The organism is Pseudoteredinibacter isoporae (assembly GCF_040372805.1).
Taxonomy (GTDB): domain Bacteria; phylum Pseudomonadota; class Gammaproteobacteria; order Pseudomonadales; family Cellvibrionaceae; genus Pseudoteredinibacter; species Pseudoteredinibacter isoporae_A.
This window is the reverse complement of the sequence record NZ_BAABWJ010000001.1, coordinates 1,296,685-1,320,649: the sequence shown is the minus strand read 5'-3', so window position 1 is coordinate 1,320,649 and position 23,965 is coordinate 1,296,685. Positions and strand designations below refer to the sequence as shown.

The window sequence follows — 23,965 nt, the reverse complement described above, 5'->3', positions numbered from 1 at the left end:
GCCGTTCGCCTCATGAGACAAAATTCGACGGTTTCCGAATACAAGAAACGATGACAATAATAAAGGAGTTTCCATGATCGTTTTGCACCATCTGAACAAATCCCGCTCGAAGCGAATTATTTGGCTGCTGGAAGAACTTGGCGTTGAATACCGTATTGAAGCCTACCAACGAGATGCCCAGAGCAATCTGGCCCCCGAGGCCTTAAAAGCGGTCCATCCCCTCGGTAAATCCCCGGTGATTGAACACAAGGGGCGGGTAATTGCCGAATCCGGCGCCATCACCGAATTCCTTTGCCAGCAATATCGTCCCGATATGATTCCCGCCGCTGACAGCGACGATTACATCGATTATTTGCAGTGGATGCACTTTGCCGAGAGCTCCGCCATTTTGCCACTCCTTCTGAAGATGTTCATCGATAAAGACGGTGCCAAGATGAATATGTTGGACCAGTATGCCCAAGCTGAGGTTGCGAAGGTGATGGGCTTTTTCAACGACAAAGCCGGCGCCAACTTTTTGATTGGGAACACCCTCAGTGGCGCGGACATTATGATGAGCTTTATTGTGGACGCCCTGCATCGTAGTGGCGCACTGGCCTTCTTCCCGAATTTGCAACGCTATTATGAATTCCTGGCCAGTCAGGATCTCTTTCAAAAAGCAGACGAAATAGAAGCCAAACTGGATACTGCGGTGTCAATGGTTGAGGCTTAATGGGACAAGGGAAAGCAACGCTTTCCCTTGAAGTTTACGGTTGAGATTGAAGTGCCTTGATCGTCGACGTAATGCCCTCGGCAATATCCGAAAATTCCCATTCTTCAATGAAATGTCCTCGCTGCGGGTAGAGGGAGACGCGATGTTTAAGCTGGGGTAAATGCTGATACCACTGTTGTAATACCGAAGGTTTGGCCAACACATCCCATTGGCCAAAGTATCCAATCGCCAGAATACGCTCACCCCAAACTTCGGCTATATTTTCCTGTATATTTTGATAGAACCGATGACTGTCTTGCTTTCCCATGACATCGTCTTCGTACTGGTATCCATACCCCCAACAATGGGTCTGACGAGCATTCCGACGAGAGCTTCGACTGTTAATATCGCTTTTAAACATGTCGCGATAGAGTTTTTCCTGTTCACTCAATCTTCCCGAAACAGCGTCAACCAAAAACCCAAACAACTCTTTCGCGAAACTCCAGCGGCTGAAAATAGGCCGACAAACCACCAAGGCCGAAAGATACGGCCACAGGATGTTTGGCAACCAGTACGACAATCGATTCCATGATAAAAAACCTGAAAATGGAAAGGTGTCATAAGCCCATCCATCATCACGGGAAACGGGAAAAACCGTGGTATTCATAATCAGCATTGCCTTCACCCGATCAGGCTCATCGATCAAAGCACCTACACCAATAGGCCCACCCCAATCATGAATTCCCAGGAAGATATTTTGTAGATCCAGATGCTCGATAAGTTGCTTCAAATTTTGCGCGTGGTGAAAATCCACCATTTCGAAACTGGCCTGGTCGGACAAACCAAAACCAATGTGGTCCATCGCCACTATCCGAACATTTAAATCACTTCGGCCTGCCAAGTCGGCAATGATCTTGGCATAGGTGTAACTGCTCTCAGGGTTACCATGGACCAGCAACAAGGTTACCGAAGGCTCTTCTGTTCCAAAACTCACGTCGTAATAAAACAATTTTTTGCCGATATCTGGCCCCTTATTGAGTACAAGCCAGCGAGCATTATTCTGTCCACCAGGAATATAGTCTTCAGGCCAAGTTGTTAATAGAGTATTCCCTGGCTCGCGACTCACGGCATACGACACTGACATTAACCTTTCCCCTTTCATCGACACTCATATTGAGAGTTGTGAGTTTGGAACGAAACACAAGAATGAATGAGTTGAACTTGAGTCGATTTCGTGTCATTTTTGGCCAAAAATACAGGGTTTGTCATGATTAGTGTTTATTATGCACGGCTGGTGACCAGGGAATTGGAATTACTGGGCGTCGACCTCAAACAATTTTGGCGTCAAAGCCCCCTGAACGAAGAACAGTTACAGCGTGAGACGTATCTAGAAAACAGTGAATTTCAGGGGTTTTTGAGCTTGGCACTGACAATCAGTGAGCGTCCGGAGCTCGGATTATTGTTTGGCAAATATGCCGAAGCGTTTTCAAACGGGTTTGTCGGGCTTGCGGCCATCAGCGCTCCCAGCCTGCAGGACTGTCTACAGACCCATGTCAGCTACAGCCGCATGTTTGCCTCTTCCATCCATCTGGAACTCCACACCAAACAGTACAACGGACAACAGTATTTATGCGTTCAAGCGTATGAACTGGAAGACCTCGGGGACACCCGTCAAACCCAACTCGAGGTGTTTATGCGCACGGTGCAGAACTCTGTGCAAAATATTTTAGGGCGACCCGTTTACGATGGTCATTACCGCTTTGCCACGCCTCCCCCTTCCTACATCGAAAAATATCGCGAGTACTTCGACAGTCCCTGCTACTTTAATGAATCCGTCACCGCATTCGAAATTCCCGCACAGCTGGCCTTGGTTCGCCCCACAGCGTACAACCCCGAGTTATGGCAAGCAGCATTGGAGCGATGCAACCAGCAAAGTGATAAAGCCTCATCTCTGGGGTACAGCGAGTACACTCAACGCGTCCGGGAAATACTTCGTTGCAGCGGGCCTCCACTGTTGAAAGAAACAGATCTCGCTAAAGCCATGCACATGTCTCGCCGAACGCTCAATAGAAAGCTGGCAAAAGAAGGCTTTGGTTTCAGAATGATACAACAACAAGTTCAAATGGAATTAGTGACACAATATCTATGCAATAGTGCTTTGAGTATCGACGCCATTGCCAGTGTATTTGGATATCAGGAACCCTCGAACTTTCGCAGGGCCGTACGCCGATACTACGGCAAAACACCAATGCAGATTCGTACAGGTGTGAACTGAGACCAGCAACCATAGCCCCCATTCTCCACCGCACGCACTTCAGTAATTGCGGACACCAATTACTCCCAACAAAGGTGCTAGTCTTAGCAACACTTCCTCTCTTATCCAGTAGCAAAGGAACACCATTATGCTGGACGGACTCTCATTGACGGTTGCCAGTTTGCTTAAGCGTTTCTGGCAAGCCATCAGCGTCACCTGGCTTCTTACGTTATTGGAAACGGTATTGATGACATTGATACCGTTATTTATTGGCTTTGCTATCGACGGCTTGCTCGAAGACCGCCATGAAGATTTTATTACGCTCATGGCCGTGATGGCTGCACTCCTTATTCTCGGTGTCAGCCGAAGAATTTACGATACTCGGGTTTTTGGAACCATTCGTGTCGAACTGGGAAAAACGCTGACTCATCGATCCAGCGCACTGACCACATCCGTGGTGAACGCTCGGATAGGCATGGGACGAGAGCTGGTCGACTTCCTGGAACATCAGGCACCGGAATTAATGACATCCATTGTGCAGCTCATGATTTCAGTGCTTGTGCTTTATACCTTCCACCCAACCTTGGCACTGACGGCACTGGCAGCGGTTTTGATTATGCTGTTGCTATACAGCCTGTTTCATCGATACTTTTATCGTTTAAACTCGGCGTATAACCATCAGGAGGAAAAACAGGTCGATGTCTTGGAAACCCGAAAGCCGGAGCAGATTTCCCATCACCTGCGGCGTTTGAGGAAACTTGAAGTTAATCTGTCCGACACCGAATCCCTGGTATACGGATTGATCTTTTTGCTACTACTCAGCTTTGTTTCGTTCAACCTGTGGTTCGCCGCCAAGCACGTTGAAGTGACGGTGGGGAGCATTTTTTCCGTCATCAGCTATTCCTGGAGCTTTGTTGAATCCGCATTAATTCTTCCGGTGACACTGCAAGGTTGGTCACGATTGAGTGAAATCATGAGCCGAATCAATTCAGACATAAACACCGAGCAGAGCCTTAAATAGCACTCAAGTTGCGCACCCTCGCGCGCTTTCAACAAAGTGCAACTGGAAAGAGTCGGCCACCCTTCATATTCGGCTGAAATAAAAAAGGGATAAAGCCCAAGCGACTTTACCCCTTTCTTTTGACAGAACCCGCTTTATGCGGGTAGCGCTCTCATTTCAAAGAGGGCATCCAGAAACGCCTGACGTCGTGCCCGCATGGCTCGGCGTGCCACTTCCATTTCAGCTTTCAGCAATTCCAGTTTTTTGCGGAATTCAATTTTCGGCAATCTCGCCGCTTTTAGCTGTCCTTTCAATTGCACTTTTCTCTGCCGAAATTGTTCAAAACGCTGGGCCGCTTCCAACCATTCCGATTTTAACGCTTCCAGCTTTTCTTCCCAGGCTTGCCAACGTGCGGTTTTGGTTTGAGATTGCGCCTGGAGTAATTTTCGGCGAGCAAGAATTTCAGCTTCCTGACGCTTGTTCGCTCGATGCAAACCTCGCACCAAGCCGAATCCACGTAAGCCCAAAATAACGTAACGCGTCGGGTCCAACAACCAGCCGCTGACACCGAAGCCATTGCGGTAGTCACGAGCAAAATCGTGATGATCCGCATGGTGATTACCTTCACCAAGCGGCCCCAACCAAACGTAGTTATTCACTGCAGAACTGAACGCACCAGGAGTAAAACCCCACATATGTGTCACGCTGTTGACGGTCCAAGTGTTGTGCTGAGCCAGCACAAAACCGGCAATGCCAGCCATCATCATGCACAACATTCCAACAAACCCGGCCAGATACAAACCCAAGGCCATGGGCAGCAGGAAATTCAACACCACTAATAAAGGCAGATAGAGCTTCTCCTGCCAAACCAGAGCCGGATGATTCTTACTCTCGTAGGCGCGACGAATCATATCGTCTTCCGGGTGCTTAAAATAATAGGTCAGCATGTGAGACCAAACGAAATTGCGCCAAGCTTGCGGGAACCAGGTCGCGCTGTATGGGTCGCGGCGATGTTCACCGTTGCGATCCACGCCATGGTGGATAATATGCATCGCCGCCCAGCGGCGTACCGGGCCCTGTACGGCCATCACCTGGCCAATAAATCCGAACAAAATATGGACCGGCCAACTCACCATTTTCGCCGCGCCATGGGCAATCAAACGATGGCTGTACACCGTGGTAGCCAAACTGCCAATCAGTGCATGCAAAACGGTCCAGGCCAACATCCAGCGCCACAAACCTTCAGGGGCATAAACATAGGCGATGGGTGTGGCGATCAACGCCAACACATGGGTAATACTGAGAAAACTGGCGGTGACCCAATCTATTTTGAAGCCTTCTCTGAAGACATCACGAAATCGACTGTACAGCGGCGTTGGTCGTTGCTGAGATCCAGACTGCGACATAATAAACCTTAGTTACTACTATCTACTGAGCAAAATTGAAGTATAAACCATTTAAAAGTAGAAGCCCGCAGATTACGACAGGATTGACTCCAAATCGGCCAGTTTTGCTCAGAGGTCGCGGCCATGGACACGGCTCGCCCCCGAAAACCCTGCACTATCAGATTTCCACCGTTCAACTCTGACAGCCTATACGTGGCAATTACGCCCCCAGCCTGTAAAATAGCGCCCGACTTCAAACCAAGCGAAAAAGCACTATGAGCGAGCACAAACAGGATCAGGAAACGACCCATTTTGGCTACGAAACCGTCAATAAAGGTGAGAAAGCCGGTCGTGTTGCTGATGTATTCCACTCGGTAGCAGCCAAATATGACCTAATGAATGACGTCATGTCAGGGGGCATCCACCGTTTGTGGAAACGCTTTACGATCGAGCTCTCCGGTGTGCGCAAAGGCCAGAAGGTATTGGACATTGCCGGCGGTACCGGTGATCTCACCTTGAAATTCAGCCGTTTGGTTGGCCCGGAAGGCCAGGTCATTCTGGCAGACATCAACGATTCCATGCTGAGGGTCGGTCGAGACAAACTGATCGACAAGGGTGTTGCTGGCAATGTGCAGGTCTCTCAGGCCGATGCCCAATACCTGCCCTTTGCCGACAATACCTTCGATTGCATCACGATCGCTTTTGGCCTGCGCAATGTCACCGATAAAGACTTGGCTCTGCGCTCGATGCTGCGCGTTCTCAAGCCCGGCGGTCGGCTGCTGGTACTGGAATTCTCCAAACCCGCCAACCCTCTGCTGGAAAAAGCCTACGACGCTTATTCCTTCGCCTTTTTGCCGACCATGGGTCGCCTGATCACAGATGATGCCGACAGCTACCGCTATTTAGCGGAGTCGATTCGCATGCACCCAGATCAAAACACCTTGAAAGAAATGATGGCAGATGCCGGCTTTGCGGCCTGTGAATACCACAATATGACCGGTGGTATCGTCGCTCTGCACAAGGGCATCAAGCCCTAATCACCGAAGAGCCCACCATGGACCCCACGCTTATTACAGCAGCGTTCGCCAGCTTGGAGCGCATGATCAACAGCGCCCTGAACTACGACCCGGCCAGCCAGCAGCGCTTGCGGCAACTGGGCGATAAGACCTTGCACATTTGCTGTCAGGCCCCGGCGATAACCGCGTATGTCCTGCTCGAAGATGGTCGGGTGCATCTGCGCCAACACGACGATGGCCCCATCGACTGCCAATTAAAGGGCAGCGCCGCCGCGCTCGCCCAGCTGGGCTTGTCGAGTCAGCACAGCCTGGCGAATAGCGGCGTGCAAGTATTTGGCAGCACTGGCCTACTGATCGACCTGCAATCCATTGCCCGGGAGTTGGACATTGACTGGGAAGAGCCCCTGAGCCAGTTACTCGGTGATGTCGCCGGCCCAAGTCTGGCAGGCTTGCTTCGTAAAGGGATTCACTTCTTACGCGAACGTGAACCAGCCGTGTGGCAACGCAGTGGCGAAGCTCTGAGCGAAGAACTGCGCGCAACCCCTCACCCTTTTGAACTGGACGATTTTCACCAGGCCGTTGATAAAGTGCGCGATGACAGTGCCCGCCTAGAGGCCAAAGCCGCCAAGCTTAAACGTCGCCTGGACGCCGCCATTACTGCGGCCAAGCAAGGAAACTAAATCGAATGATGGCCTTTTTCCGCCTCCTGAAAATCATGCGCGTCGCAGCCCGCTACCGCTTGGACTTGCTGCTCGATGGACAGCAACAACCCTGGTGGCTCCGCTGCTCCAAACCCCTGCTGATCCTGTTCCCTAAGGGCGAACTGAGTCGCGGCCAACGCCTGCGCCACGCTCTGGAGGAACTCGGCCCGATCTTTATTAAGTTTGGCCAGCTCCTATCCACTCGCCCCGATCTCGTGCCTGCCGATATTGTCCGTGAACTGAACCATCTACAGGACAATGTCGCACCTTTCAGTGAGCGCGAATTCCAAGATATTGTCGAACGCTCTCTCGGCCAACCTGTAGAAGAACTGTTTGCAGAATTTTCTCCAGCTCCGCTCGCCTCTGCGTCGGTAGCCCAAGTTCATACCGCCACATTGAAAAGCGGTGAAGACGTTGTGGTGAAGGCCGTGCGTCCAGGCATTGAGCGCACTATTGCCGAAGATATTGCCTTACTGTTCCGCCTCGCGCGCCTGGTCGAACGTTTTAGCCAGGATGGTCGCCGCCTGCGCCCGGTGGAGATTGTTGAAGATTATCAGCACACCATATTGAATGAGCTGAATCTGCAGATGGAAGCGGCCAACGCCTGCCAACTGCGCCGTAATTTCGACCAATCTCCTCTGCTCTATGTCCCTAAGGTACACTGGGAATTCTGCCGCCAAAACGTCATGGTGATGGAGCGTATTTACGGTATCCCGGTCACGGATATCGAGCAGCTCGAAGCCCAAAACACCGACATGAAACGCCTGGCCGAACGGGGTGTCGACATCTTTTTCCGTCAGGTGTTTGAAGATAATTTCTTCCATGCAGATATGCATCCGGGGAATATTTTTGTCTCCCGAGACAACCCCAAGCAGCCGCAATACATCGCCGTAGACATGGCCATTGTCGGCAGTTTGAACCGCGAAGATCAGTATTATCTGGCCCGAAACATGTTGGCCATCTTTCGTCGGGATTATCGCCAGGTGGCCGAGCTCCACGTACAGTGCGGCTGGGTACCCGCCGACACGCCAATCGGCGAATTTGAGAACGCCATTCGCAGTGTTTGTGAGCCCATCTTTGAAAAACCTCTGGCCGAAATTTCTTTTGGCCAAGTACTGATTCAGTTGTTCCAGACAGCCCGTCGCTTCGATATGCAGGTGCAGCCGCAACTGGTGTTGCTGCAGAAAACCCTACTCAATATCGAAGGCTTGGGCCGCCAGCTCTATCCCGAGCTGGATTTATGGAGTACCGCCCACCCCTATCTGGAACGTTGGCTGAAAGATCGCTTTGCCCCGAAGGAGCTGTGGCGACAATTCAAACGCTATGCCCCGGAGTGGATGGAGAAGTTTCCCGAAATACCTGAGCTGATCTATGAAAACCTGGAGCGCCAGCGTTTGCGTCCTGCCGTAGCGACAGCGAAAGCCCCAGAGCCCCGAATACGCAAAGGCACATATCTGTGGCCTGTGATGGGCACCGCCTGCCTGCTGATGGCCGTCGGCCCAGCCGTGGTGAGCTGGTCTTATCAGTCGATGTTTCTGGGGGTTCTCGGCCTCGCCTTGCTCTGGTCCAGAGGCCGTTAACACTTCAAAACCCCAGGCAACTTTAGCCGGGACAGGCGCTATGCGATAATGCGGCATTGGCAGTATAAAGGTTGAGCAATGAATGATTGGCTAGACGAGGTAAAATGGGACGATGACGGCTTGGTACCCGCCATCGCCCAGGACAGCAAAAGCGGTCGAATTTTAATGATGGCCTGGATGAACCGGGAATCCTTAACCTTGACCGTCGAGCGAAACGAAGCGGTGTACTATTCACGCTCTCGAAAGAAACTCTGGCACAAAGGCGAAAGCTCTGGCCATACCCAAAAGCTTGAAGAAATCCGTCTGGACTGTGATGGCGACATGATCGTCATGCAAGTTCAACAAATCGGTGGTATTGCTTGTCATACCGGTCGTGAATCCTGTCTCTATCGCCGCTTTGAAAACGGCCAGTGGCAGGAAGTCGACCCGGTATTAAAAGACCCCAATGAGATATACAACAGCTGATTCCTGACCAAGAACGTTAATGCTCCAAGAGAGCATCAACAAGGAATCACAAAGCGAAGAGCGCAGCAGCACCATGGCAAACGACGTATTAACACAATTGTGTAAAATTTTGGAAGAGCGCAAACAAGTCGCCGATCCCGACAGTTCCTATGTGGCCAGTCTGCACCACAAAGGTCTGAATAAAATTTTGGAAAAAGTTGGCGAAGAGGCTGTTGAAACAGTGCTCGCGGCCAAAGATGCCCAAACCAGCGGCGACAACCGTGACGTCATTTATGAAACCGCCGACTTGTGGTTTCACACCTTGGTGATGCTCAGTCATCTGGGGGAAGACGCCAGCGCCGTCATCAATGAATTAGAGCGCCGCTTTGATCTTTCCGGTCTGGAAGAGAAAGCCGCGCGTAAAAACAGTTAAGCAACGACCGTCATAGAGCGTTGCACGATCTATAGAGCGAGGAAGTTATTATGGGTTTAGGTGGAATTAGCATTTGGCAGCTGTTGATCATTCTGGTGATCGTACTGCTGTTGTTCGGAACCAAACGTCTGAAGAATCTGGGCGGTGACCTGGGCGGTGCCATCAAGGGTTTCAAGAAAGCCATGAGCGATGAAGACAACGCTGAAAACAAAGATCAGGAAGAAACGCCCAAAGCAGTTGAAAAAGACAGCAGCGAGAGTGTGAACGCTGAAAAAACTGAAACTGAAAAAGCCGATAAGTAATCTCCATGTTTGATATTGGCTTTTTTGAACTGTTGCTGATTGCGGTCGTTGGCTTGGTGGTCATCGGGCCGGAGCGTTTGCCTGGAACACTGCGTAAGTTGGCGTTGTACTGGGGCCGCATTAAACGCAGCATCAGCGACACGCGCCAGGAAATTGAGCAACAAATTGGTGCTGATGATATTCGCCGCCAATTGCACAATGAAGAAGTCATGCAACGTCTGGCGCGCGCCGAAGCCGAGATGAACAAAAGCCTCGATCTTGAAGAGTCAGGTCATCACTCAAGCCACAGCGATCCTGCAGAGAATACCCAGCCGGACAACGCCGAACACACGCCCGCCGAGCAAGCTCCTGAGCCTGCAAGCGAAACCCGTTCAGCTAACGCCCAGCCAGAGAACAGCAAAACACCATCATGAGCGAAACCAATGAACAACAAGATGTTGAGCAACCTCTTGTTCAACATCTTATCGAGTTACGCGATCGCCTTCTGCGCTGCATCCTCATCGTATTACTGGTCTTTGCCGGCTTGTTTTATTTTGCCAACGATATTTACACCTTCGTAGCCGCTCCACTGCAAAAATTCTTGCCCGAGGGCGCCGGCATGATTGCGACTGAAGTCGCTGCGCCATTTTTAACGCCCTTTAAGCTGACCCTGTTTGCTTCCATCTTTGTATCGATGCCCTTTCTGATTTATCAAATATGGCAGTTCATCGCCCCCGCGATGTACAAAGAAGAGCGCCAGTTGGCCTTGCCGATTTTTGCTTCTAGCGTTGTGCTGTTCTACGCCGGTGTCGCCTTTGCTTATTATGTGGTGTTTCCACTGGTGTTTGGCTTTTTCACCTCAGTAGCTCCGGAAGGCGTCTCAGTCATGACGGATATGGGCAGCTATCTGGATTTTATTCTCAAATTGTTTTTTGCCTTCGGCATGGCCTTTGAGATCCCTATCGCCACGTTCATTCTGATTTCTGCCGGCGTCAGCACACCGGAAAGCCTGGGCGAGAAGCGGCCTTACATTATTGTCGGCTGTTTTATTCTTGGCATGTTGCTGACACCACCCGATGTTATTTCCCAGCTGCTGCTGGCGTTACCGATGTGGCTATTGTTTGAGGTGGGCATTGTTATGGGTAAAATGCTGGTGCGTTCGAAAGACAATACCTAAGGCGTTTCCTTCGTGACGAGCAAAATAGGTGAGGCAAGACGATATCAAGGCCCAGCTCCACCATAGTGTTACATTTCCAACATAAACGTCACCGGCCCATCGTTGCAGAGACTGACCTTCATATCCGCACCAAACTGACCACTGGCAACCTTGCCTTGATGTTTATCCCGCAAACGTTGTACAAAATAATCGTACAACACTTCGGCTTCCGCTGGAGGTTTGGCCGTTGAAAAACCGGGCCGCAAACCTTTTTTAGTTTCCGCCGCCAAGGTAAATTGAGAAATCGCCAACACACCACCTTCAATATCACTCACGCTCAAATTCATACGCTCTTCCGCATCAGAAAAAATGCGATATTTAAGCAACTTATCGAGCAGCTTATCCGCCTGCTCTTCAGTGTCATGTTTCTCAATGCCCAGCAATAACAGAATACCCTGTTCAATCGCACCAACTTCTTCGCCATCAATTACAACATTGGCATGACGAACTCTTTGAATTAAACCTTTCACATTTGTCCTTACTAAAAAGGCAACCGATAAGGGCTGCCTCTGAATGGGGGTTTGCCACACTGCGCATTGTGCGGCTTATTCCTAAAAGATCAATATCCCGCGAACTACGCGCCGCGATGAAAATCCCCCTTGAAGCGCTCAGCCATCTCTTCCGTGGCTCGAACCAGCGCATCAGTAATGCTCGGTTCGCTCGAGGCATGGCCTGCATCACGAATAATATGCAACTCGGAATCTGGCAGAGCATCATACAGACTCACCGCATTGTCCAAGGGGCACACCATATCGTAACGCCCGTGAACAATAGTGGTTGGGATACCCGCCAACTTATCGGCATGATCAATAATCTGGTTCTGCTCGATAAAGGCATCGTTTACGAAATAATGCGCTTCGATGCGCGCCATCGCCAAAGCCACATGGGGATCTGAAAAATGCGCTTCCTTATCAGCGCTGGGTCTTAGGGTAGAACAACGCCCTTCCCACAACGACCAGTGCTTGGCAGCGTTCATTTTTGCCAATTCATCACTTCCGGTGAGGCGTCGATAATAAGCCGAGATCATGTTCTCCCGTTCAGCCGGCGGGATAATCTCTTCATAGTCTTGCCAATAATCGGGAAAAATGTGGTGGGCACCCTCTTGGTAAAACCATTGCAGATCCCGATCTCGACATAAAAAGATCCCACGCAGAATCATGCCCATGACCTTATCGGCATGCGCTTGGGCATAGAGCAGACTCAGGGTTGACCCCCAGGAGCCACCAAATAGCACCCATTGTTCAACCTCCAGACGCTCACGAATCTGCTCAATATCGTCAATCAGCTTCTGGGTGTTATTGGCTTCCAGTTCAGCATGGGGCAAAGAGCGTCCAGCCCCACGCTGATCGAACAAAATGATTCGATACATTTCCGGGTCAAAGAAGCATCGGTCTTTCTGACTGCATCCGCCCCCGGGCCCGCCATGAACAAACAGCACCGGAATTCCCTCTGGATTTCCACACTCCTCAACATACAGTTGATGGCCATCCGAAACGGACAAATAAAACGTCTTATAGGGCTTGATGGAAGGATAGAGCATCAACATAGGTACAAGCACTCCTGGCGTTATGAATGACAACAGGCTAAAACGAGCCTCAGGAACAGTATAGAAGTTATTCTCCTGACAGTTTTGCAAGCATATCAAAGAAACGGCCCTTGCCCTAAAAAGCCATGCCCTTATGATAAGCAGGTCAATAAGGAGAGCATTCATGCCAAGCAAAAAATCCCCCTGCCGCTGCCCATGGCTAGACACCAGTAAAGAAGATTATGTGCGATATCATGATGAGGAGTGGGGCGTTCCCGTTTACGACGACAAGGTCATGTTCGAATTCCTGATTTTGGAATCAGCCCAGGCCGGGCTCAGCTGGTACACCGTGCTTCAGCGTCGCGAGGGTTATCGCAAGGCCTTTGCGAACTTTAATGCCAAAAAAGTTGCCAAGTTCGATACCGCTAAGGTTGATGAATTGGTGCAAAACCCAGGCATCATTCGACACCGTGGAAAAATCGAAGCCGCTATCAGCAACGCCCAAGTCTTTCTGGATATCCAAAAGGAATTCGGCAGTTTCAGCGACTATATGTGGGCTTACGTCGACCACAAACCCATTAAGAACAAGATCAGCAAATTGGAAGAATATCCCGCGACCACCGACATCTCGGATGCCATCAGCAAAGACTTGAAAAAGCGGGGCTTCAAGTTCTTTGGTTCAACCATCTGTTATGCCCACATGCAGGCCTGCGGCCTGGTGAACGATCACAGCCAAGATTGCTTCCGCCGCACCCAAGTAAACAAACTGGCGCGCTAAAGACCCTGCTTCGTGGTTCTGATACCATGGTCTGCTTTGCGTCATATTTAGCAGGTTTATACGATGATTCGCTCTGGAGTTTCGGCATTTTGGGCCCTGGTGATGGTGAACATTATCTGGGGCGGCGGCTTTGTGGTTATCGACAAAGCCATCGATATTGTGGCCGTCAATACCTTCAATACTTTCCGCTTTGGCTTGGCAGCTCTGTGCCTGTTACCTCTGTGGTGGGTTTCCAGGGAGCGTTCAAGCTTCAGTGGGCACGGCCCGGTACTTAAGGTCGGTTTTGGCCTCGGCCTGTTGTTGTTTTTAGGCTTCAGCACGCAAACCCAGGGCATGTTGTACACCAGCGTCTCCAATGCCGGCTTTATTACCGGCCTGTGTGTTCCATTAACCCCTGTCATCGCTTTTTTATTGTTCCGCAAACACGTGGACAAAGCCGTCTGGATCAGTGTCGCTCTTGCCACTGCCGGCCTCTACATGCTGACGGTGGGAGACAAACTGGAATTTAACAGCGGCGACATTCTGATCACCGTCTGCGCCATTTGCTTCGCCTCACACATCTGCTTCACCGACCGTTATGCCGATCGTTATCCGGTGGTATTACTGAGCGTGTATCAACTGGCGGCCGTGGCGGTGTACAGCGCCATCGCCGCCGTTTTAGGCATTGGCGAAACCCAGGAATATCCTCCACTGCTGGAACAACTAAGCAGTAGCATCGTTATTCAGGCGATTCTGTATTCCGCCATTCTGGGCAGCGCCTTCGCCTACTGGGCACAAACCTCAAGCCAACGTTTGCTTGAGCCTCACAAGGTAGCGCTGGTGTTTGCACTGGAACCCATCTTCGCCCATTTATTTGCGTATATTTTTTTGGACGAGCAACTCGGCGTCAAAGGATGGATTGGTGCCGGCCTGATCATCAGCGCCATGCTCTATGCGGAGCTTGGCGGGCGCCGAAAAGCCAAAATGCAACCACTGGACCAAACCAGCAGCCCGAGCCTGGATTAGAGTTTCAGAACACAGCCCCATGTTCGACAGACATAAAAAAACCGATGCCGTTAACGACATCGGTTTTTTTCGCTCAGCAGTTTGTAAACTACTTGGCGGCGTTTTTCGCGCGTTTACGCTCGTTTTCAGTCAACAGCTTTTTACGCAGACGGATGCTTTCAGGGGTGACTTCCACCAACTCGTCATCTTCAATAAATTCCAGCGCCTGCTCAAGCGTGTGCTTGATTGGTGGTGTCAGAATAGTCGCCTCATCAGTACCGGATGCACGTACGTTGGTCAGCTGTTTACCTTTGGTTGGGTTCACAGCCAAATCGTTGCTACGTGAATGAATACCGATGATCTGGCCTTCATAAATATCCACACCGTGCCCAAGGAATAAACGACCACGATCCTGCAAACTGTACAGTGAGTAGCTCAAGGTTTTCCCTTTCACCATGGAAACCAATACGCCGTTTTGACGTTTGGCCACTTCACCTTGCTTCACTTCACCGTAGTGATCGAAGATGCTGGTCATGATGCCGGATCCAGAGGTTAAGGTCAGGAACAAACCACGGAAACCAATCAAACCGCGTGACGGAACGATGAATTCCAATTTAACGCGACCTTTACCGTCAGGCTCCATGTTGGTCATTTCCGCTTTACGCAGACCCAACTCTTCCATCACCGCACCTTGATGCTGCTCTTCCACATCAATAACAACAGCTTCAAACGGCTCTTGCATAACGCCATCGATTTCTTTCTGAATAACTTCAGGGCGGGAAACACCCATCTCGAAACCTTCACGGCGCATGGTTTCAATCAACACTGACAAGTGCAATTCACCACGACCGGAGACAATAAATTTATCAGCACTGTCGCCCTGTTGTACACGCAGAGCAACGTTGTGAATCAGTTCCTGATCCAAACGCTCTTTAATGTTGCGCGAGGTAACCAGCTTGCCTTCCAAACCGGCGAATGGTGAATCGTTTACCATAAAGGTCATCGATACCGTTGGCTCATCAACACTGAGTGCTGGCAAAGCTTCAACATTTTCCGGATCACACAGCGTGTCAGAAATGCCCAGACCATCAATACCATTAATGCAAACAATATCACCCGCGCTGGCCAGCTCGGTGTCAACACGATCCAGGCCCAGGTAGCCTTTTACGTTCAGGACTTTACCTTTACGGGTAGAGCCATCGGCTTGGGCAATAACCACTTGCTGGTTCGGCTTCAAAGTACCACGGGTAATTCGACCCACACCGATTACACCCACATAGCTGTCGTAATCCAGTGCAGAAATCTGCATTTGGAAAGGCGCTTCAGGGTCTACATTCGGTGCCGATACTCGCTCGGTGATCATCTCAAACAATGGCGTCATATCTTCCGCCAGGTCATCAGGTTCATGACCGGCAACACCATTCAGAGCTGAGGCATAGATGATCGGGAAATCCAGCTGCTCGTCTGTCGCACCCAGGCGATCAAACAAATCGAAAACCTGATCGATAACCCAGTCAGGACGAGCGCCTGGGCGGTCAACCTTGTTCACGACAACGATAGGGTTCAAACCCTTCTCGAACGCTTTAGAGGTTACAAAGCGGGTTTGGGGCATTGGACCATCTACGGCATCAACCAACAGCAAAACCGAGTCAACCATCGACAGTACACGCTCTACCTCACCGCCGAAGTCGGCGTGCCCAGGGGTGTCTACGATATTGATGCGGTAACCATTCCACTCAATCGCGGTATTTTTGGCCAGGATGGTAATGCCGCGCTCTTTCTCCTGGTCATTGGAGTCCATCACGCGCTCGGCGCCTTCGTCGCGGCGGCTCAAAGTACCTGACTGGCTAAGCAGTTTATCCACCAGGGTGGTTTTGCCATGGTCAACGTGGGCAATAATGGCAATATTGCGTAAATTCTCGATCACTATGATGTATCTCTCTAAAAATCTGCCCTGCTGGGCTTAAGAAGGGGCGGCATTATACAGAGACTGCCTGACGAAATCATGACCAAATTTGGTTTTTTCCGGCCGGGGAGCTGACCGGGGAGAATACGGAGACTTTGGGGCCGCCAGCAAACTGGGAGTATGTGCTCACTTACTTTGTGGAAACATCGCTCAGACCCAATCGGCAGCGATGCCTGGACAAAAGGGCTATTGCCAACCGTAGCGGCTGCCTTTCTCTTTGCGTTGGGCTTTCACCTTCTCATTCTCGTTTTTGATCAACTCGTATTTCGCGAGATTGAGTTTGGAGCGATCCGAAGCGCAATTCACATAATAGTGATCGCTGGCGCCACCGCCTTCTTCGTTTTCATACAGATACGCTTCCATATAGACCAGGTATTGGCCTTTCTTCTTATCAAGGCGACTTGAACGGGTATCCACTGAAAGGGTTTTAAGCTGCTTGCCGAGACTCACCCGTGTGTAGCGTTCACAAGCAATGCGGGCATCGTTCAGAGTCAACTTACCGTAGACCGGAATGCCGTCGCTGAACGTATCCGGATCAGCCAATGCAGGCCCCTGGTTTGCGACAAACGCCCCCACGGCAATGGCCACCAACACCACCCCAACGATGATGCCTATGACCTTTTTCTGTTTGCTTTGATTGTGTGACGCTTTCGCCATGATCGCTTCGCCTGTCCGCAGCACTGTGCTTGATCGCCGTGCCTGATATAGGAGCTATCGGATAAACGGTCATGTTCTTTAGCGGCTTTTGGCATAAATGCTCATAAACTGGCGCTCACAATCACCAACAGCCGGCTCAACCTGAACGAAACAACACTACCTCGCGTCCGACACCCTGACATCTCGATAACAAAGGCGGGCGATGGAACGGTGATTGAACAAACGCGTCAGGACCGCAACCAGAACTAGGGAGAACACTAAGCGCCCCCAGAATACTGCGTTGAAATCGGCCCCAAGCAAGAGCACCAGCAAGGTGTCTTCGACCAAACTGTGGAGCAGGCTCAACATCATTATTGCGCTGAAGACGTCCTTTGGCTCAACTCGCCCCTGGCGAGCCTCATCGATCAGAATTCCCCCACCGAAAGCCATCCCCAACGTAATTCCTGTAATCGTGATTGTCATAGCGCTGCGGGCAATCCCCAAAAAACGCAATACCGGAGACAAGCACCAGGCCATCAGGGCTTCTACCCCAAGAATACGCAGCAGCCGCAGTACTGCCAGCAGCAAGGCCACAATCGCAAAAATCACCACAAAGCTGACCACCTGCTCCTGAACCCACGCCCACCAACTGGTCGCCACTTGGATCTCCGGTTGCCAGAGTAATTCCGCCGCCTGATCAGCGGGCCAGAATGCGTACATCTGCTTGAGCAACCAGGCAAAACCCAAGGCACCGGCAATGCGTAACACAAGGCTGAACATCACCGACACCCCCGCCTGACGGGCGATGGCGACTTCGACGGGCAAGCCGTGGGCAGTCAGCATCAACGCCCCCAGGATGCTGATCTGAGCCTGACTCAGAGATTCACCCAGTTGAACATACACCAGCATGCCGGCGTAAATATTGGAGAGCATGGTTGCCGCCCACACCAATGACATGGATTCCGGCAAGCCCACCGCATTCATCAGGGGCGCCAAAAACTCCGCCAGTACGTCGTTGAATCCCCAGTTGTCCAGCACCTTCACCACCACTACGACAGGCAACATGACTTTGAACAGGCTCCAGCAAACCCGATAGGTTTCCTCTGCCCAGGCTCGTAAAAATGACTGCATTCTTAGGTAGACCTCACAATACCGCCGCGCACAGGGCAGCGTGAAACTGACTTGGAAAGAGCCGTATTGTGCCTGATTGCTCCACACTTAAGTTTTTTAGTTATGCACCCTGGCTTAATATTTGATTTATTATTCTCCTAAAGCCTAATTTAATTTTTTAAAAAGCATCAGCCATGAAATCTCACAATCTGGACCGTATCGATATTGCCATCCTCTCTCAACTGCAAGAGAACAACCGCATTGCCAATCAGGCACTGGCAGCTGAAGTAGGGCTATCACCGCCAGCCTGCTTGCAGCGGGTCAAACGACTGCGCGACAGTGGCATCATTTTGAAAGAGGTCGCGGTATTGGACCCGCGTTTGGCCGGGCACGGTTTGCAATTGATCGTCAGCATCGAGATGGAGCGGGATCGCCGGGATATCTATCGAGCGTTCAGCGAGACCCTTCAAGACGCCAGGGAAGTCACCCAATGTTATGAAGTAACGGGTGAAATGGATTTTATTCTGTTGGTATCCGTGCGAGATATCCGCGCCTATGAACAATTTATCGACCGCGTTCTGCACAGCAATGTGAATATCCGCAAGTTCCACACGTCCATCGCCATTCGGACAGTGAAATTTGAAACCGCATTGGATCTACAGGCCGACAGTGAGTAGCCCAGGCGACTCACTGATAAACCGCCCCGGCGTTTAGGGGCGGTAAACCCCCACCTGGTACCCCTCATCGGCCAGGTGTCCGGCATGAAGCCTGCTCATAATGCCTTTGTCACAGTAGAGGTAGTGAGGCCCCCCTTCTTTCAAGCTGGCGGCTTTGCTGCTCAGACTGTAAAAGGGAATACACAGCACATCCTGTCCAGCCGGGAGTTTCAATGGGCTCTGTTCAACTTCATCGGGATGGCGGATATCCACCACCACCGCCGTGTCTGGCAATTGCTCCAGAATCTCAAGCTCAACATGGCTCTGCTCAGCATCCGCCATAATCTGGTCGATAGTCTGTAGTCGACGTTCCTGTACTGCACGTTCCAACACACTGAAATCAAAATTGTCTTCCTGCTCGAGCACATCGGCCATTTTGGCGGCGGTGGTCGGCTTTTTGGAAATCACACCGCAATATTCCGGCATCGCCGCCGCAAACTCTTCGGTCCCAATTCTACGAGAGATATCAATAATGTCGTTCTTATCCATGGTGATCAGTGGACGCAACACCAGAGTGTCGGTCACCTTATCAATTACCGACAGGTTGGTCAGGGTCTGGCTGGACACCTGGGCCACACTTTCACCAGTGACCAGCGCCTGAATCTCCATCTGCTCAGCCACCTGCTCGGCTGCGCGTAACATCATGCGCTTCAGCACCACCCCCATATGGGAGTTTTTAACATTCTTCAGAATCTCGCCCACGACCTCTTCAAAAGGCACAGTGACGAAACGCACTTTGTGGGACGCACCAAATTTGTTCCAGAGATAAAAAGCGACTTCTTTTACCCCCAGCTCATGCTCACGGCCACCCAGATTGAAAAAACAGTAATGGGTGCGCAATCCGCGCTTGATGGTCAGATAGCTGGAGACCGTGGAATCGAAGCCTCCGGAAATCAATGACAGCACAGAATCCTGGGTACCAATTGGGAAACCACCCAGCCCCTGGCGACGAGCCTCGACCACATACAGCTGATCATCTTTCACTTCCAATTGGACCGTTACATCGGGGTTTTTCAAACGTACACCCGCCGCCTCGGTGTGTTGATTCAAACCACCCCCCACATAACGTTCCAAATCCGTAGACGTAAAATCGTGGCTGCCGGCACGCTTAACACGCACGCAAAAGGTTTTATCCGCCAGAGCCTCTTTCCAGTGCAACATGGTTTTTTCGAACACATCGTGTTGGTCACCCAAAGGATATTGATGCACCAATGAGAAGTGCGCGATACCCGGGGTATTCGCCAACACCTGGCTGACCTTCTGAATCAACTCTGGATCATCACTCGGCGCCATAATATCGAGCTTCTCCCAGTCACGACTGACACGAACGGATGAATCCACGGGGCGGAGCAAATCCCTCAGATTATTACGCAACTGCTTAATAAAGCGCTTACGAACCGGGGCGCTCTTGATGGTGATTTCTGAGAAAAGTCGAACAATAATGTGCATAGGAATCGAATACTGGTCAGTGAACATTCTCGGCGGGGCCGAAGGGCGGGGGATTATAAAACAGTCGCCCGGATTTCTCACGGTTACTTTTTCATCACATTCTGCCTTCCCTATGAGCTCCGATTACAAATACCCGGCATGCCTCACATGCACAACGCACCAAAAGCGTTCGCAACACGGTCGAGGAAATCACAAGCACTACTTTGGTGCATTAAATTCAAAAAAACACCAATTTGGCGCACAACTTTGGTGCCATTTAAAGCCAAACCCACTGAATTAGGGGCAATCACCGAAATTTATGGCTGGCACGATATTTGCCAAGTGTAGATCCGTATGCATTAAGGCCGCACGACCAATAACGGTTTAGGCCGCGCATCTAATTTAGCCAATGACCATAGCCCCCTGGAGGTTGAACATGTCAGAGAATACCTTAAAGCTGATCGAAGAGAGCGAAGCCCGTTGGGTGGACCTGCGTTTTACCGATACCAAAGGTAAAGAACAGCACGTAACCATTCCCGCCAAAGTTGTTGATGAAGACTTCTTTGAAGACGGCCAAATGTTTGATGGCTCCTCAGTCGCTGGCTGGAAAGGCATTAACGAGTCTGACATGATTTTGATGCCCGATGATGAGTCTGGTGTTCTGGATCCATTCACCGATGAGCCTACCGTTATCGTTCGCTGTGACATCGTTGAGCCCTCCACCATGCAAGGCTACGAGCGTGACCCTCGCTCTGTTGCCAAACGCGCCGAAGAGTACTTGAAGTCTACGGGTCTGGGCGACACAGCTTTCTTTGGTCCCGAGCCTGAGTTTTTCGTTTTCGACGACGTAAAATGGAAAGACAACATGGGTTCTTGCGGTTACGAAATTAACTCCGAAGAAGCCGATTGGTCTACCGACAAAGAATTCGCCGATGGCAACATGGGTCACCGCCCACGCGTTAAAGGCGGTTACTTCCCCGTACCTCCTGTTGATAGCCTGCACGATATCCGCGCGGCCATGTGTAACGCTATGGAAGCCATGGGCCTGGACGTTGAAGTTCATCACCACGAAGTGGCAACGGCCGGTCAGTGTGAAATCGGTGTGGTTTTTAACACCATGGTTAAGAAAGCTGACGAAGTTCAGATTCTGAAATACTGTGTACACAACGTAGCTCACGCTTACGGCAAGACAGCGACCTTTATGCCTAAGCCCGTTGTTGGCGATAACGGTTCCGGTATGCACGTTCACCAGTCTTTCTGGAAAGACGGCGAGAACCAATTCGCGGGCAACAGTTACGCTGGCTTGTCCGAAACCGCTCTGTACTACATCGGCGGCATCATCAAGCACGCTAAAGCCATTAACGCATTCTCTAACCCAGGCACCAACTCTTACAAGCGCTTAATCCCGGGTTTTGAAGCACCTGTCATGCTGGCTTATTCCGCTCGCAACCGTTCTGCTTCGATTCGTATTCCGTACGTTGCGTCTCCGAAGGGCAAGCGTATTGAAGCTCGCTTTGCAGATCCAATCGCCAACCCATACTTGTGTTTCGCCGCTATGTTGATGGCTGGCCTGGACGGTGTTCAGAACAAGATCCACCCTGGCGATGCAGCAGACAAAGACTTGTACGACCTGCCAGCTGAAGAAGCTTTGGCCATCCCACAGGTTGCTGGCAGCCTGCGTGAAGCTCTGGATGCACTGAAAGAAGATCACGAGTTCCTGACTCGCGGTGGCGTTTTCACCGATGATATGATCGAAGCATACATCGACCTGAAGATGGAAGATGTATATCGCGTTGAGCAAACCACTCACCCAGTGGAATTCGATATGTACTACTCAGTATAAATCGCAACGCACTTGAAAAGGCCTCTTCGGAGGCCTTTTTTATTTCTCCGTTTTTCTTTTCAACCCACGACCCAGGGTTGATGTCCCTGCGAATCTACCGACACAATTATTCCTACTACCACGCCAACAAACGCGTATAATTGCTGCCCTAAAAACGTGCTAATTCGAGAATTCATCCATGAGTCGCCCGCTGTTTGAGGCATTCCCCCGCTTAAAGGATCGCATTCCTTTTCTGGCCATTGCCAAATTACCCACCCCCATTGAACGCCTTCCTCAGTTGGCGCCAAATTTATGGGTGAAGCGCGACGACAAAACCAACAGTTTGTACGGCGGAAATAAGATTCGAAAGCTGGAGTTTGTTCTCGCTGATGTCTTGCGCTCAGGAAAAAAAGAACTGGTGAGCTTTGGTGCCATCGGTACCAATCATGGTGTCGCAACATCCATTTACAGCCTGCAGATGGACATCCCCCTGCAGATGATTTTATTTGAGCAACCCATCACCAGCCAAGTGCAACAAAATTTGAAACTGATGCATCGTTTCAATGCACAGTTAAATTTCCGTGGCTCATTGTTAAAAGCCGCCGCAACGTTCTATTTGGGCAAATGGCTTCATGGCCGCAAACGTTATTATCTGACGGCAGGCGGTTCCACGATCCAGGGCTGCCTCGCGTTTGTAAACGCGGCTTTTGAATTAAAACAACAAATTGATGCCGGCTTATTACCCGAGCCCGATTATATTTATTGCCCGGTAGGCTCTAACGCTACCTTGGCCGGCTTAACCCTGGGCTGTGGATTAGCGGGCATTAAAAGCCAGCTGGTTGGTGTGCGGGTTGCGCCCTCTCACCTCGGCCCCATTCCGACTTGCACCTTCAGCACGGTACGCAAACTGCAGCGAGCCTGTTACCAGTTCCTCTGCCAAATCGATCCCGGCATCAAGCAACACTCACTCACCAAGTTCCGGTTAATTGACGATTATTATGGCCGTGGGTACGGCCATCCCAGTGATGAAGGTGAATGGGCCCAGACAATGTTTGAGCAGGCCCAACTTGAACTTGATCCGACCTACACCGCCAAAACTGCGGCGGCGGCGCTGAACTGCTGTGCGAATCACAATGATAAAAAAGTGCTCTACTGGCATACTTATAACTCGGCCAACGTCGCAGACATTGCCGCAAAAGCCGATCTGGCCAGTATGCCAAAAGCGCTGCAAGGGTTTATTCAGGCCCAGCCTTTATAGGCACCAAGAAGAATCGTACCGACAGGAGGTACTGAAAGGCGCCCCCCGCCCATCCAGCAAGGCACTTTTGGGTTCTCTGGTACTCTAAGTATCCGGTCTTATTCAGCACGGTAACAACATATGAAGCCTTATTTTGTTTTACTCCTGGCAGTTCTCGGTGCAGCGCCCTTGGCGGCTCAGATCTATAAGCACGTCGATGAAAATGGCAATGTCAGCTACAGCGACAAACCCGCTGAAGATCAAAAAAACGAACAAGTCGAGCTGAAGCCAATTAATACCACCCCCGGTATGGATCTGGAAAAACTGGCCAAGGAAAAACAGACAGTCGCCAGTCATTTCAACGCCGACTACCAGCTCTTTCTCAGCAGCCCCAGTGACGGCACTCACATGATGGCTCATCAACGCGACCTGCAGATCGAGGCCGGTTTCACCGTCACCATTCGCAGCAACAGCCCCGATCAAGCAAAAATAGAGCAGGAAAAACAGGCCGCGATGGCAGCGGCAACCATCGAAATTTATTTCAATGGTCGCAGGCTCGCCAGCGACAATGGCAAAGCCACCATCAAAGAAATCACTCGCGGGGAGCACACCGTCACCGCTCGCCTGGTCAACGGCAATGGTAAAGAGCTGGCTCCGTCGGCGAAAGCCACGGTTTGGGTGCACCGCCCCTTAAGACGATAAACACCCCATCCCAAAAATCCAGCTTGCCTCACAACGCCCCAAAAGCCCTCATGACTTGCACCA

25 protein-coding genes are annotated in these 23,965 nt (G+C 50.9%); 17 read left to right on the top strand and 8 right to left on the bottom strand.

What is annotated here, in order from left to right; translation table 11 throughout:
- Window positions 1–73 precede the first annotated feature (73 nt).
- Window positions 74–709, top strand: coding sequence for a glutathione S-transferase family protein (locus ABWW03_RS05895; RefSeq protein ID WP_353406971.1), 636 nt, complete (start codon window positions 74–76; stop codon window positions 707–709).
- Between the two features lie 34 nt (window positions 710–743).
- Here the strand turns inward: ABWW03_RS05895 and ABWW03_RS05890 are convergent, their stop codons facing one another.
- Complete coding sequence (locus ABWW03_RS05890) at window positions 744–1,832, bottom strand: alpha/beta fold hydrolase (protein ID WP_353406970.1); 1,089 nt, start codon at window positions 1,830–1,832, stop codon at window positions 744–746.
- A gap of 123 nt (window positions 1,833–1,955) precedes the next feature.
- On the opposite strand from ABWW03_RS05890, the gene ABWW03_RS05885 reads away from it, so the two are divergent.
- Both ABWW03_RS05885 and ABWW03_RS05880 read left to right on the top strand, forming a co-directional pair.
- Window positions 1,956–2,963 (top strand): helix-turn-helix domain-containing protein, encoded by a 1,008-nt coding sequence (locus tag ABWW03_RS05885; RefSeq protein ID WP_353406969.1) that lies wholly within the window; start codon window positions 1,956–1,958, stop codon window positions 2,961–2,963.
- A 127-nt stretch (window positions 2,964–3,090) separates the two neighbouring features.
- Complete coding sequence (locus ABWW03_RS05880; RefSeq protein WP_353406968.1) at window positions 3,091–3,963, top strand: ABC transporter six-transmembrane domain-containing protein; 873 nt, start codon at window positions 3,091–3,093, stop codon at window positions 3,961–3,963.
- Between the two features lie 134 nt (window positions 3,964–4,097).
- Here ABWW03_RS05880 and ABWW03_RS05875 read toward each other — a convergent pair whose 3' ends face one another.
- Window positions 4,098–5,348: a hypothetical protein gene (locus tag ABWW03_RS05875; protein ID WP_353406966.1), complete on the bottom strand. Its 1,251-nt coding sequence runs from the start codon at window positions 5,346–5,348 to the stop codon at window positions 4,098–4,100.
- 254 nt (window positions 5,349–5,602) lie between these two features.
- Here ABWW03_RS05875 and ubiE point away from each other — a divergent pair, with 254 nt between their 5' ends.
- From ubiE to tatC, 8 genes are all read left to right on the top strand, one after another.
- Window positions 5,603–6,364 (top strand): bifunctional demethylmenaquinone methyltransferase/2-methoxy-6-polyprenyl-1,4-benzoquinol methylase UbiE, encoded by a 762-nt coding sequence (ubiE, locus tag ABWW03_RS05870; RefSeq protein WP_353406965.1) that lies wholly within the window; start codon window positions 5,603–5,605, stop codon window positions 6,362–6,364.
- Between the two features lie 17 nt (window positions 6,365–6,381).
- Window positions 6,382–7,023 carry a ubiquinone biosynthesis accessory factor UbiJ gene (locus ABWW03_RS05865; RefSeq protein WP_353406964.1) on the top strand — a complete coding sequence of 214 codons (642 nt, stop codon included), beginning with the start codon at window positions 6,382–6,384 and terminating at the stop codon, window positions 7,021–7,023.
- A gap of 5 nt (window positions 7,024–7,028) precedes the next feature.
- The gene (gene ubiB / locus ABWW03_RS05860) at window positions 7,029–8,624 is read left to right on the top strand and encodes a ubiquinone biosynthesis regulatory protein kinase UbiB (protein ID WP_353406963.1); all 1,596 of its coding nucleotides are present in this window, start codon (window positions 7,029–7,031) and stop codon (window positions 8,622–8,624) included.
- A gap of 78 nt (window positions 8,625–8,702) precedes the next feature.
- Window positions 8,703–9,089 carry a phosphoribosyl-AMP cyclohydrolase gene (gene hisI, locus ABWW03_RS05855; RefSeq protein WP_353406962.1) on the top strand — a complete coding sequence of 129 codons (387 nt, stop codon included), beginning with the start codon at window positions 8,703–8,705 and terminating at the stop codon, window positions 9,087–9,089.
- A 73-nt stretch (window positions 9,090–9,162) separates the two neighbouring features.
- Window positions 9,163–9,501 (top strand): phosphoribosyl-ATP diphosphatase, encoded by a 339-nt coding sequence (locus ABWW03_RS05850; RefSeq protein ID WP_353407132.1) that lies wholly within the window; start codon window positions 9,163–9,165, stop codon window positions 9,499–9,501.
- 50 nt (window positions 9,502–9,551) lie between these two features.
- Window positions 9,552–9,803 (top strand): Sec-independent protein translocase subunit TatA, encoded by a 252-nt coding sequence (tatA, locus tag ABWW03_RS05845; protein WP_353406961.1) that lies wholly within the window; start codon window positions 9,552–9,554, stop codon window positions 9,801–9,803.
- 5 nt (window positions 9,804–9,808) lie between these two features.
- Entirely contained in the window at window positions 9,809–10,216 is a 408-nt protein-coding gene (tatB, locus tag ABWW03_RS05840) for a Sec-independent protein translocase protein TatB (protein ID WP_353406959.1), read from the top strand.
- Window positions 10,213–10,959, top strand: coding sequence for a twin-arginine translocase subunit TatC (tatC, locus tag ABWW03_RS05835; protein ID WP_353406958.1), 747 nt, complete (start codon window positions 10,213–10,215; stop codon window positions 10,957–10,959). Before tatB ends, tatC begins: the two co-directional genes overlap by 4 nt.
- A gap of 68 nt (window positions 10,960–11,027) precedes the next feature.
- Here the strand turns inward: tatC and dtd are convergent, their stop codons facing one another.
- The gene (dtd, locus tag ABWW03_RS05830; protein WP_353406957.1) at window positions 11,028–11,468 is read right to left on the bottom strand and encodes a D-aminoacyl-tRNA deacylase; all 441 of its coding nucleotides are present in this window, start codon (window positions 11,466–11,468) and stop codon (window positions 11,028–11,030) included.
- A gap of 104 nt (window positions 11,469–11,572) precedes the next feature.
- Entirely contained in the window at window positions 11,573–12,544 is a 972-nt protein-coding gene (gene pip, locus ABWW03_RS05825) for a prolyl aminopeptidase (RefSeq protein WP_353406956.1), read from the bottom strand.
- A 163-nt stretch (window positions 12,545–12,707) separates the two neighbouring features.
- Between pip and ABWW03_RS05820 the strand changes: the two genes are divergently transcribed.
- Window positions 12,708–13,301, top strand: a complete 594-nt coding sequence (locus tag ABWW03_RS05820; protein WP_353406955.1) for a DNA-3-methyladenine glycosylase I — start codon at window positions 12,708–12,710, stop codon at window positions 13,299–13,301.
- A 63-nt stretch (window positions 13,302–13,364) separates the two neighbouring features.
- Entirely contained in the window at window positions 13,365–14,306 is a 942-nt protein-coding gene (locus ABWW03_RS05815; protein ID WP_353406953.1) for a DMT family transporter, read from the top strand.
- Between the two features lie 88 nt (window positions 14,307–14,394).
- Here the strand turns inward: ABWW03_RS05815 and typA are convergent, their stop codons facing one another.
- The 3 genes from typA to ABWW03_RS05800 form a co-directional block, all read right to left on the bottom strand.
- A complete protein-coding gene (gene typA, locus ABWW03_RS05810; RefSeq protein WP_353406952.1) occupies window positions 14,395–16,212 on the bottom strand; it encodes a translational GTPase TypA in 1,818 nt (605 codons plus the stop codon).
- A gap of 225 nt (window positions 16,213–16,437) precedes the next feature.
- Window positions 16,438–16,908, bottom strand: coding sequence for a hypothetical protein (locus ABWW03_RS05805; protein ID WP_353406949.1), 471 nt, complete (start codon window positions 16,906–16,908; stop codon window positions 16,438–16,440).
- 156 nt (window positions 16,909–17,064) lie between these two features.
- Window positions 17,065–18,018: a hypothetical protein gene (locus ABWW03_RS05800; protein ID WP_353406948.1), complete on the bottom strand. Its 954-nt coding sequence runs from the start codon at window positions 18,016–18,018 to the stop codon at window positions 17,065–17,067.
- 173 nt (window positions 18,019–18,191) lie between these two features.
- Between ABWW03_RS05800 and ABWW03_RS05795 the strand changes: the two genes are divergently transcribed.
- Window positions 18,192–18,674 carry an Lrp/AsnC family transcriptional regulator gene (locus ABWW03_RS05795; RefSeq protein ID WP_353406946.1) on the top strand — a complete coding sequence of 161 codons (483 nt, stop codon included), beginning with the start codon at window positions 18,192–18,194 and terminating at the stop codon, window positions 18,672–18,674.
- 33 nt (window positions 18,675–18,707) lie between these two features.
- On the opposite strand, the gene thiI is transcribed toward ABWW03_RS05795, so the two are convergent.
- Window positions 18,708–20,162, bottom strand: a complete 1,455-nt coding sequence (gene thiI / locus ABWW03_RS05790) for a tRNA uracil 4-sulfurtransferase ThiI (protein ID WP_353406945.1) — start codon at window positions 20,160–20,162, stop codon at window positions 18,708–18,710.
- A 415-nt stretch (window positions 20,163–20,577) separates the two neighbouring features.
- Between thiI and glnA the strand changes: the two genes are divergently transcribed.
- From glnA to ABWW03_RS05775, 3 genes are all read left to right on the top strand, one after another.
- Entirely contained in the window at window positions 20,578–21,984 is a 1,407-nt protein-coding gene (gene glnA / locus ABWW03_RS05785; RefSeq protein ID WP_353406944.1) for a glutamate--ammonia ligase, read from the top strand.
- Between the two features lie 178 nt (window positions 21,985–22,162).
- The gene (locus ABWW03_RS05780; protein ID WP_353406943.1) at window positions 22,163–23,221 is read left to right on the top strand and encodes a 1-aminocyclopropane-1-carboxylate deaminase/D-cysteine desulfhydrase; all 1,059 of its coding nucleotides are present in this window, start codon (window positions 22,163–22,165) and stop codon (window positions 23,219–23,221) included.
- Between the two features lie 120 nt (window positions 23,222–23,341).
- Window positions 23,342–23,902 carry a DUF4124 domain-containing protein gene (locus ABWW03_RS05775; RefSeq protein WP_353406942.1) on the top strand — a complete coding sequence of 187 codons (561 nt, stop codon included), beginning with the start codon at window positions 23,342–23,344 and terminating at the stop codon, window positions 23,900–23,902.
- Window positions 23,903–23,965 lie beyond the last annotated feature (63 nt).

What these genes read in the sequence shown, in the direction of transcription:
- ABWW03_RS05780 (WP_353406943.1), top strand. Translation starts at nt 22,163, where the DNA reads ATGAGTCGCCCGCTGTTTGAGGCATTCCCCCGCTTAAAGGATCGCATT.
- ABWW03_RS05880 (WP_353406968.1), top strand. Translation starts at nt 3,091, where the DNA reads ATGCTGGACGGACTCTCATTGACGGTTGCCAGTTTGCTTAAGCGTTTC.
- ABWW03_RS05865 (WP_353406964.1), top strand. Translation starts at nt 6,382, where the DNA reads ATGGACCCCACGCTTATTACAGCAGCGTTCGCCAGCTTGGAGCGCATG.
- tatA (WP_353406961.1), top strand. Translation starts at nt 9,552, where the DNA reads ATGGGTTTAGGTGGAATTAGCATTTGGCAGCTGTTGATCATTCTGGTG.
- ABWW03_RS05885 (WP_353406969.1), top strand. Translation starts at nt 1,956, where the DNA reads ATGATTAGTGTTTATTATGCACGGCTGGTGACCAGGGAATTGGAATTA.
- ABWW03_RS05895 (WP_353406971.1), top strand. Translation starts at nt 74, where the DNA reads ATGATCGTTTTGCACCATCTGAACAAATCCCGCTCGAAGCGAATTATT.
- ABWW03_RS05850 (WP_353407132.1), top strand. Translation starts at nt 9,163, where the DNA reads ATGGCAAACGACGTATTAACACAATTGTGTAAAATTTTGGAAGAGCGC.
- ABWW03_RS05890 (WP_353406970.1), bottom strand. Translation starts at nt 1,832, where the DNA reads ATGTCAGTGTCGTATGCCGTGAGTCGCGAGCCAGGGAATACTCTATTA.
- ABWW03_RS05805 (WP_353406949.1), bottom strand. Translation starts at nt 16,908, where the DNA reads ATGGCGAAAGCGTCACACAATCAAAGCAAACAGAAAAAGGTCATAGGC.
- ABWW03_RS05775 (WP_353406942.1), top strand. Translation starts at nt 23,342, where the DNA reads ATGAAGCCTTATTTTGTTTTACTCCTGGCAGTTCTCGGTGCAGCGCCC.
- tatC (WP_353406958.1), top strand. Translation starts at nt 10,213, where the DNA reads ATGAGCGAAACCAATGAACAACAAGATGTTGAGCAACCTCTTGTTCAA.
- glnA (WP_353406944.1), top strand. Translation starts at nt 20,578, where the DNA reads ATGTCAGAGAATACCTTAAAGCTGATCGAAGAGAGCGAAGCCCGTTGG.
- ABWW03_RS05875 (WP_353406966.1), bottom strand. Translation starts at nt 5,348, where the DNA reads ATGTCGCAGTCTGGATCTCAGCAACGACCAACGCCGCTGTACAGTCGA.
- tatB (WP_353406959.1), top strand. Translation starts at nt 9,809, where the DNA reads ATGTTTGATATTGGCTTTTTTGAACTGTTGCTGATTGCGGTCGTTGGC.
- pip (WP_353406956.1), bottom strand. Translation starts at nt 12,544, where the DNA reads ATGTTGATGCTCTATCCTTCCATCAAGCCCTATAAGACGTTTTATTTG.
- ubiE (WP_353406965.1), top strand. Translation starts at nt 5,603, where the DNA reads ATGAGCGAGCACAAACAGGATCAGGAAACGACCCATTTTGGCTACGAA.
- hisI (WP_353406962.1), top strand. Translation starts at nt 8,703, where the DNA reads ATGAATGATTGGCTAGACGAGGTAAAATGGGACGATGACGGCTTGGTA.
- ABWW03_RS05795 (WP_353406946.1), top strand. Translation starts at nt 18,192, where the DNA reads ATGAAATCTCACAATCTGGACCGTATCGATATTGCCATCCTCTCTCAA.
- thiI (WP_353406945.1), bottom strand. Translation starts at nt 20,162, where the DNA reads ATGCACATTATTGTTCGACTTTTCTCAGAAATCACCATCAAGAGCGCC.
- ABWW03_RS05815 (WP_353406953.1), top strand. Translation starts at nt 13,365, where the DNA reads ATGATTCGCTCTGGAGTTTCGGCATTTTGGGCCCTGGTGATGGTGAAC.
- ABWW03_RS05820 (WP_353406955.1), top strand. Translation starts at nt 12,708, where the DNA reads ATGCCAAGCAAAAAATCCCCCTGCCGCTGCCCATGGCTAGACACCAGT.
- ubiB (WP_353406963.1), top strand. Translation starts at nt 7,029, where the DNA reads ATGATGGCCTTTTTCCGCCTCCTGAAAATCATGCGCGTCGCAGCCCGC.
- ABWW03_RS05800 (WP_353406948.1), bottom strand. Translation starts at nt 18,018, where the DNA reads ATGCAGTCATTTTTACGAGCCTGGGCAGAGGAAACCTATCGGGTTTGC.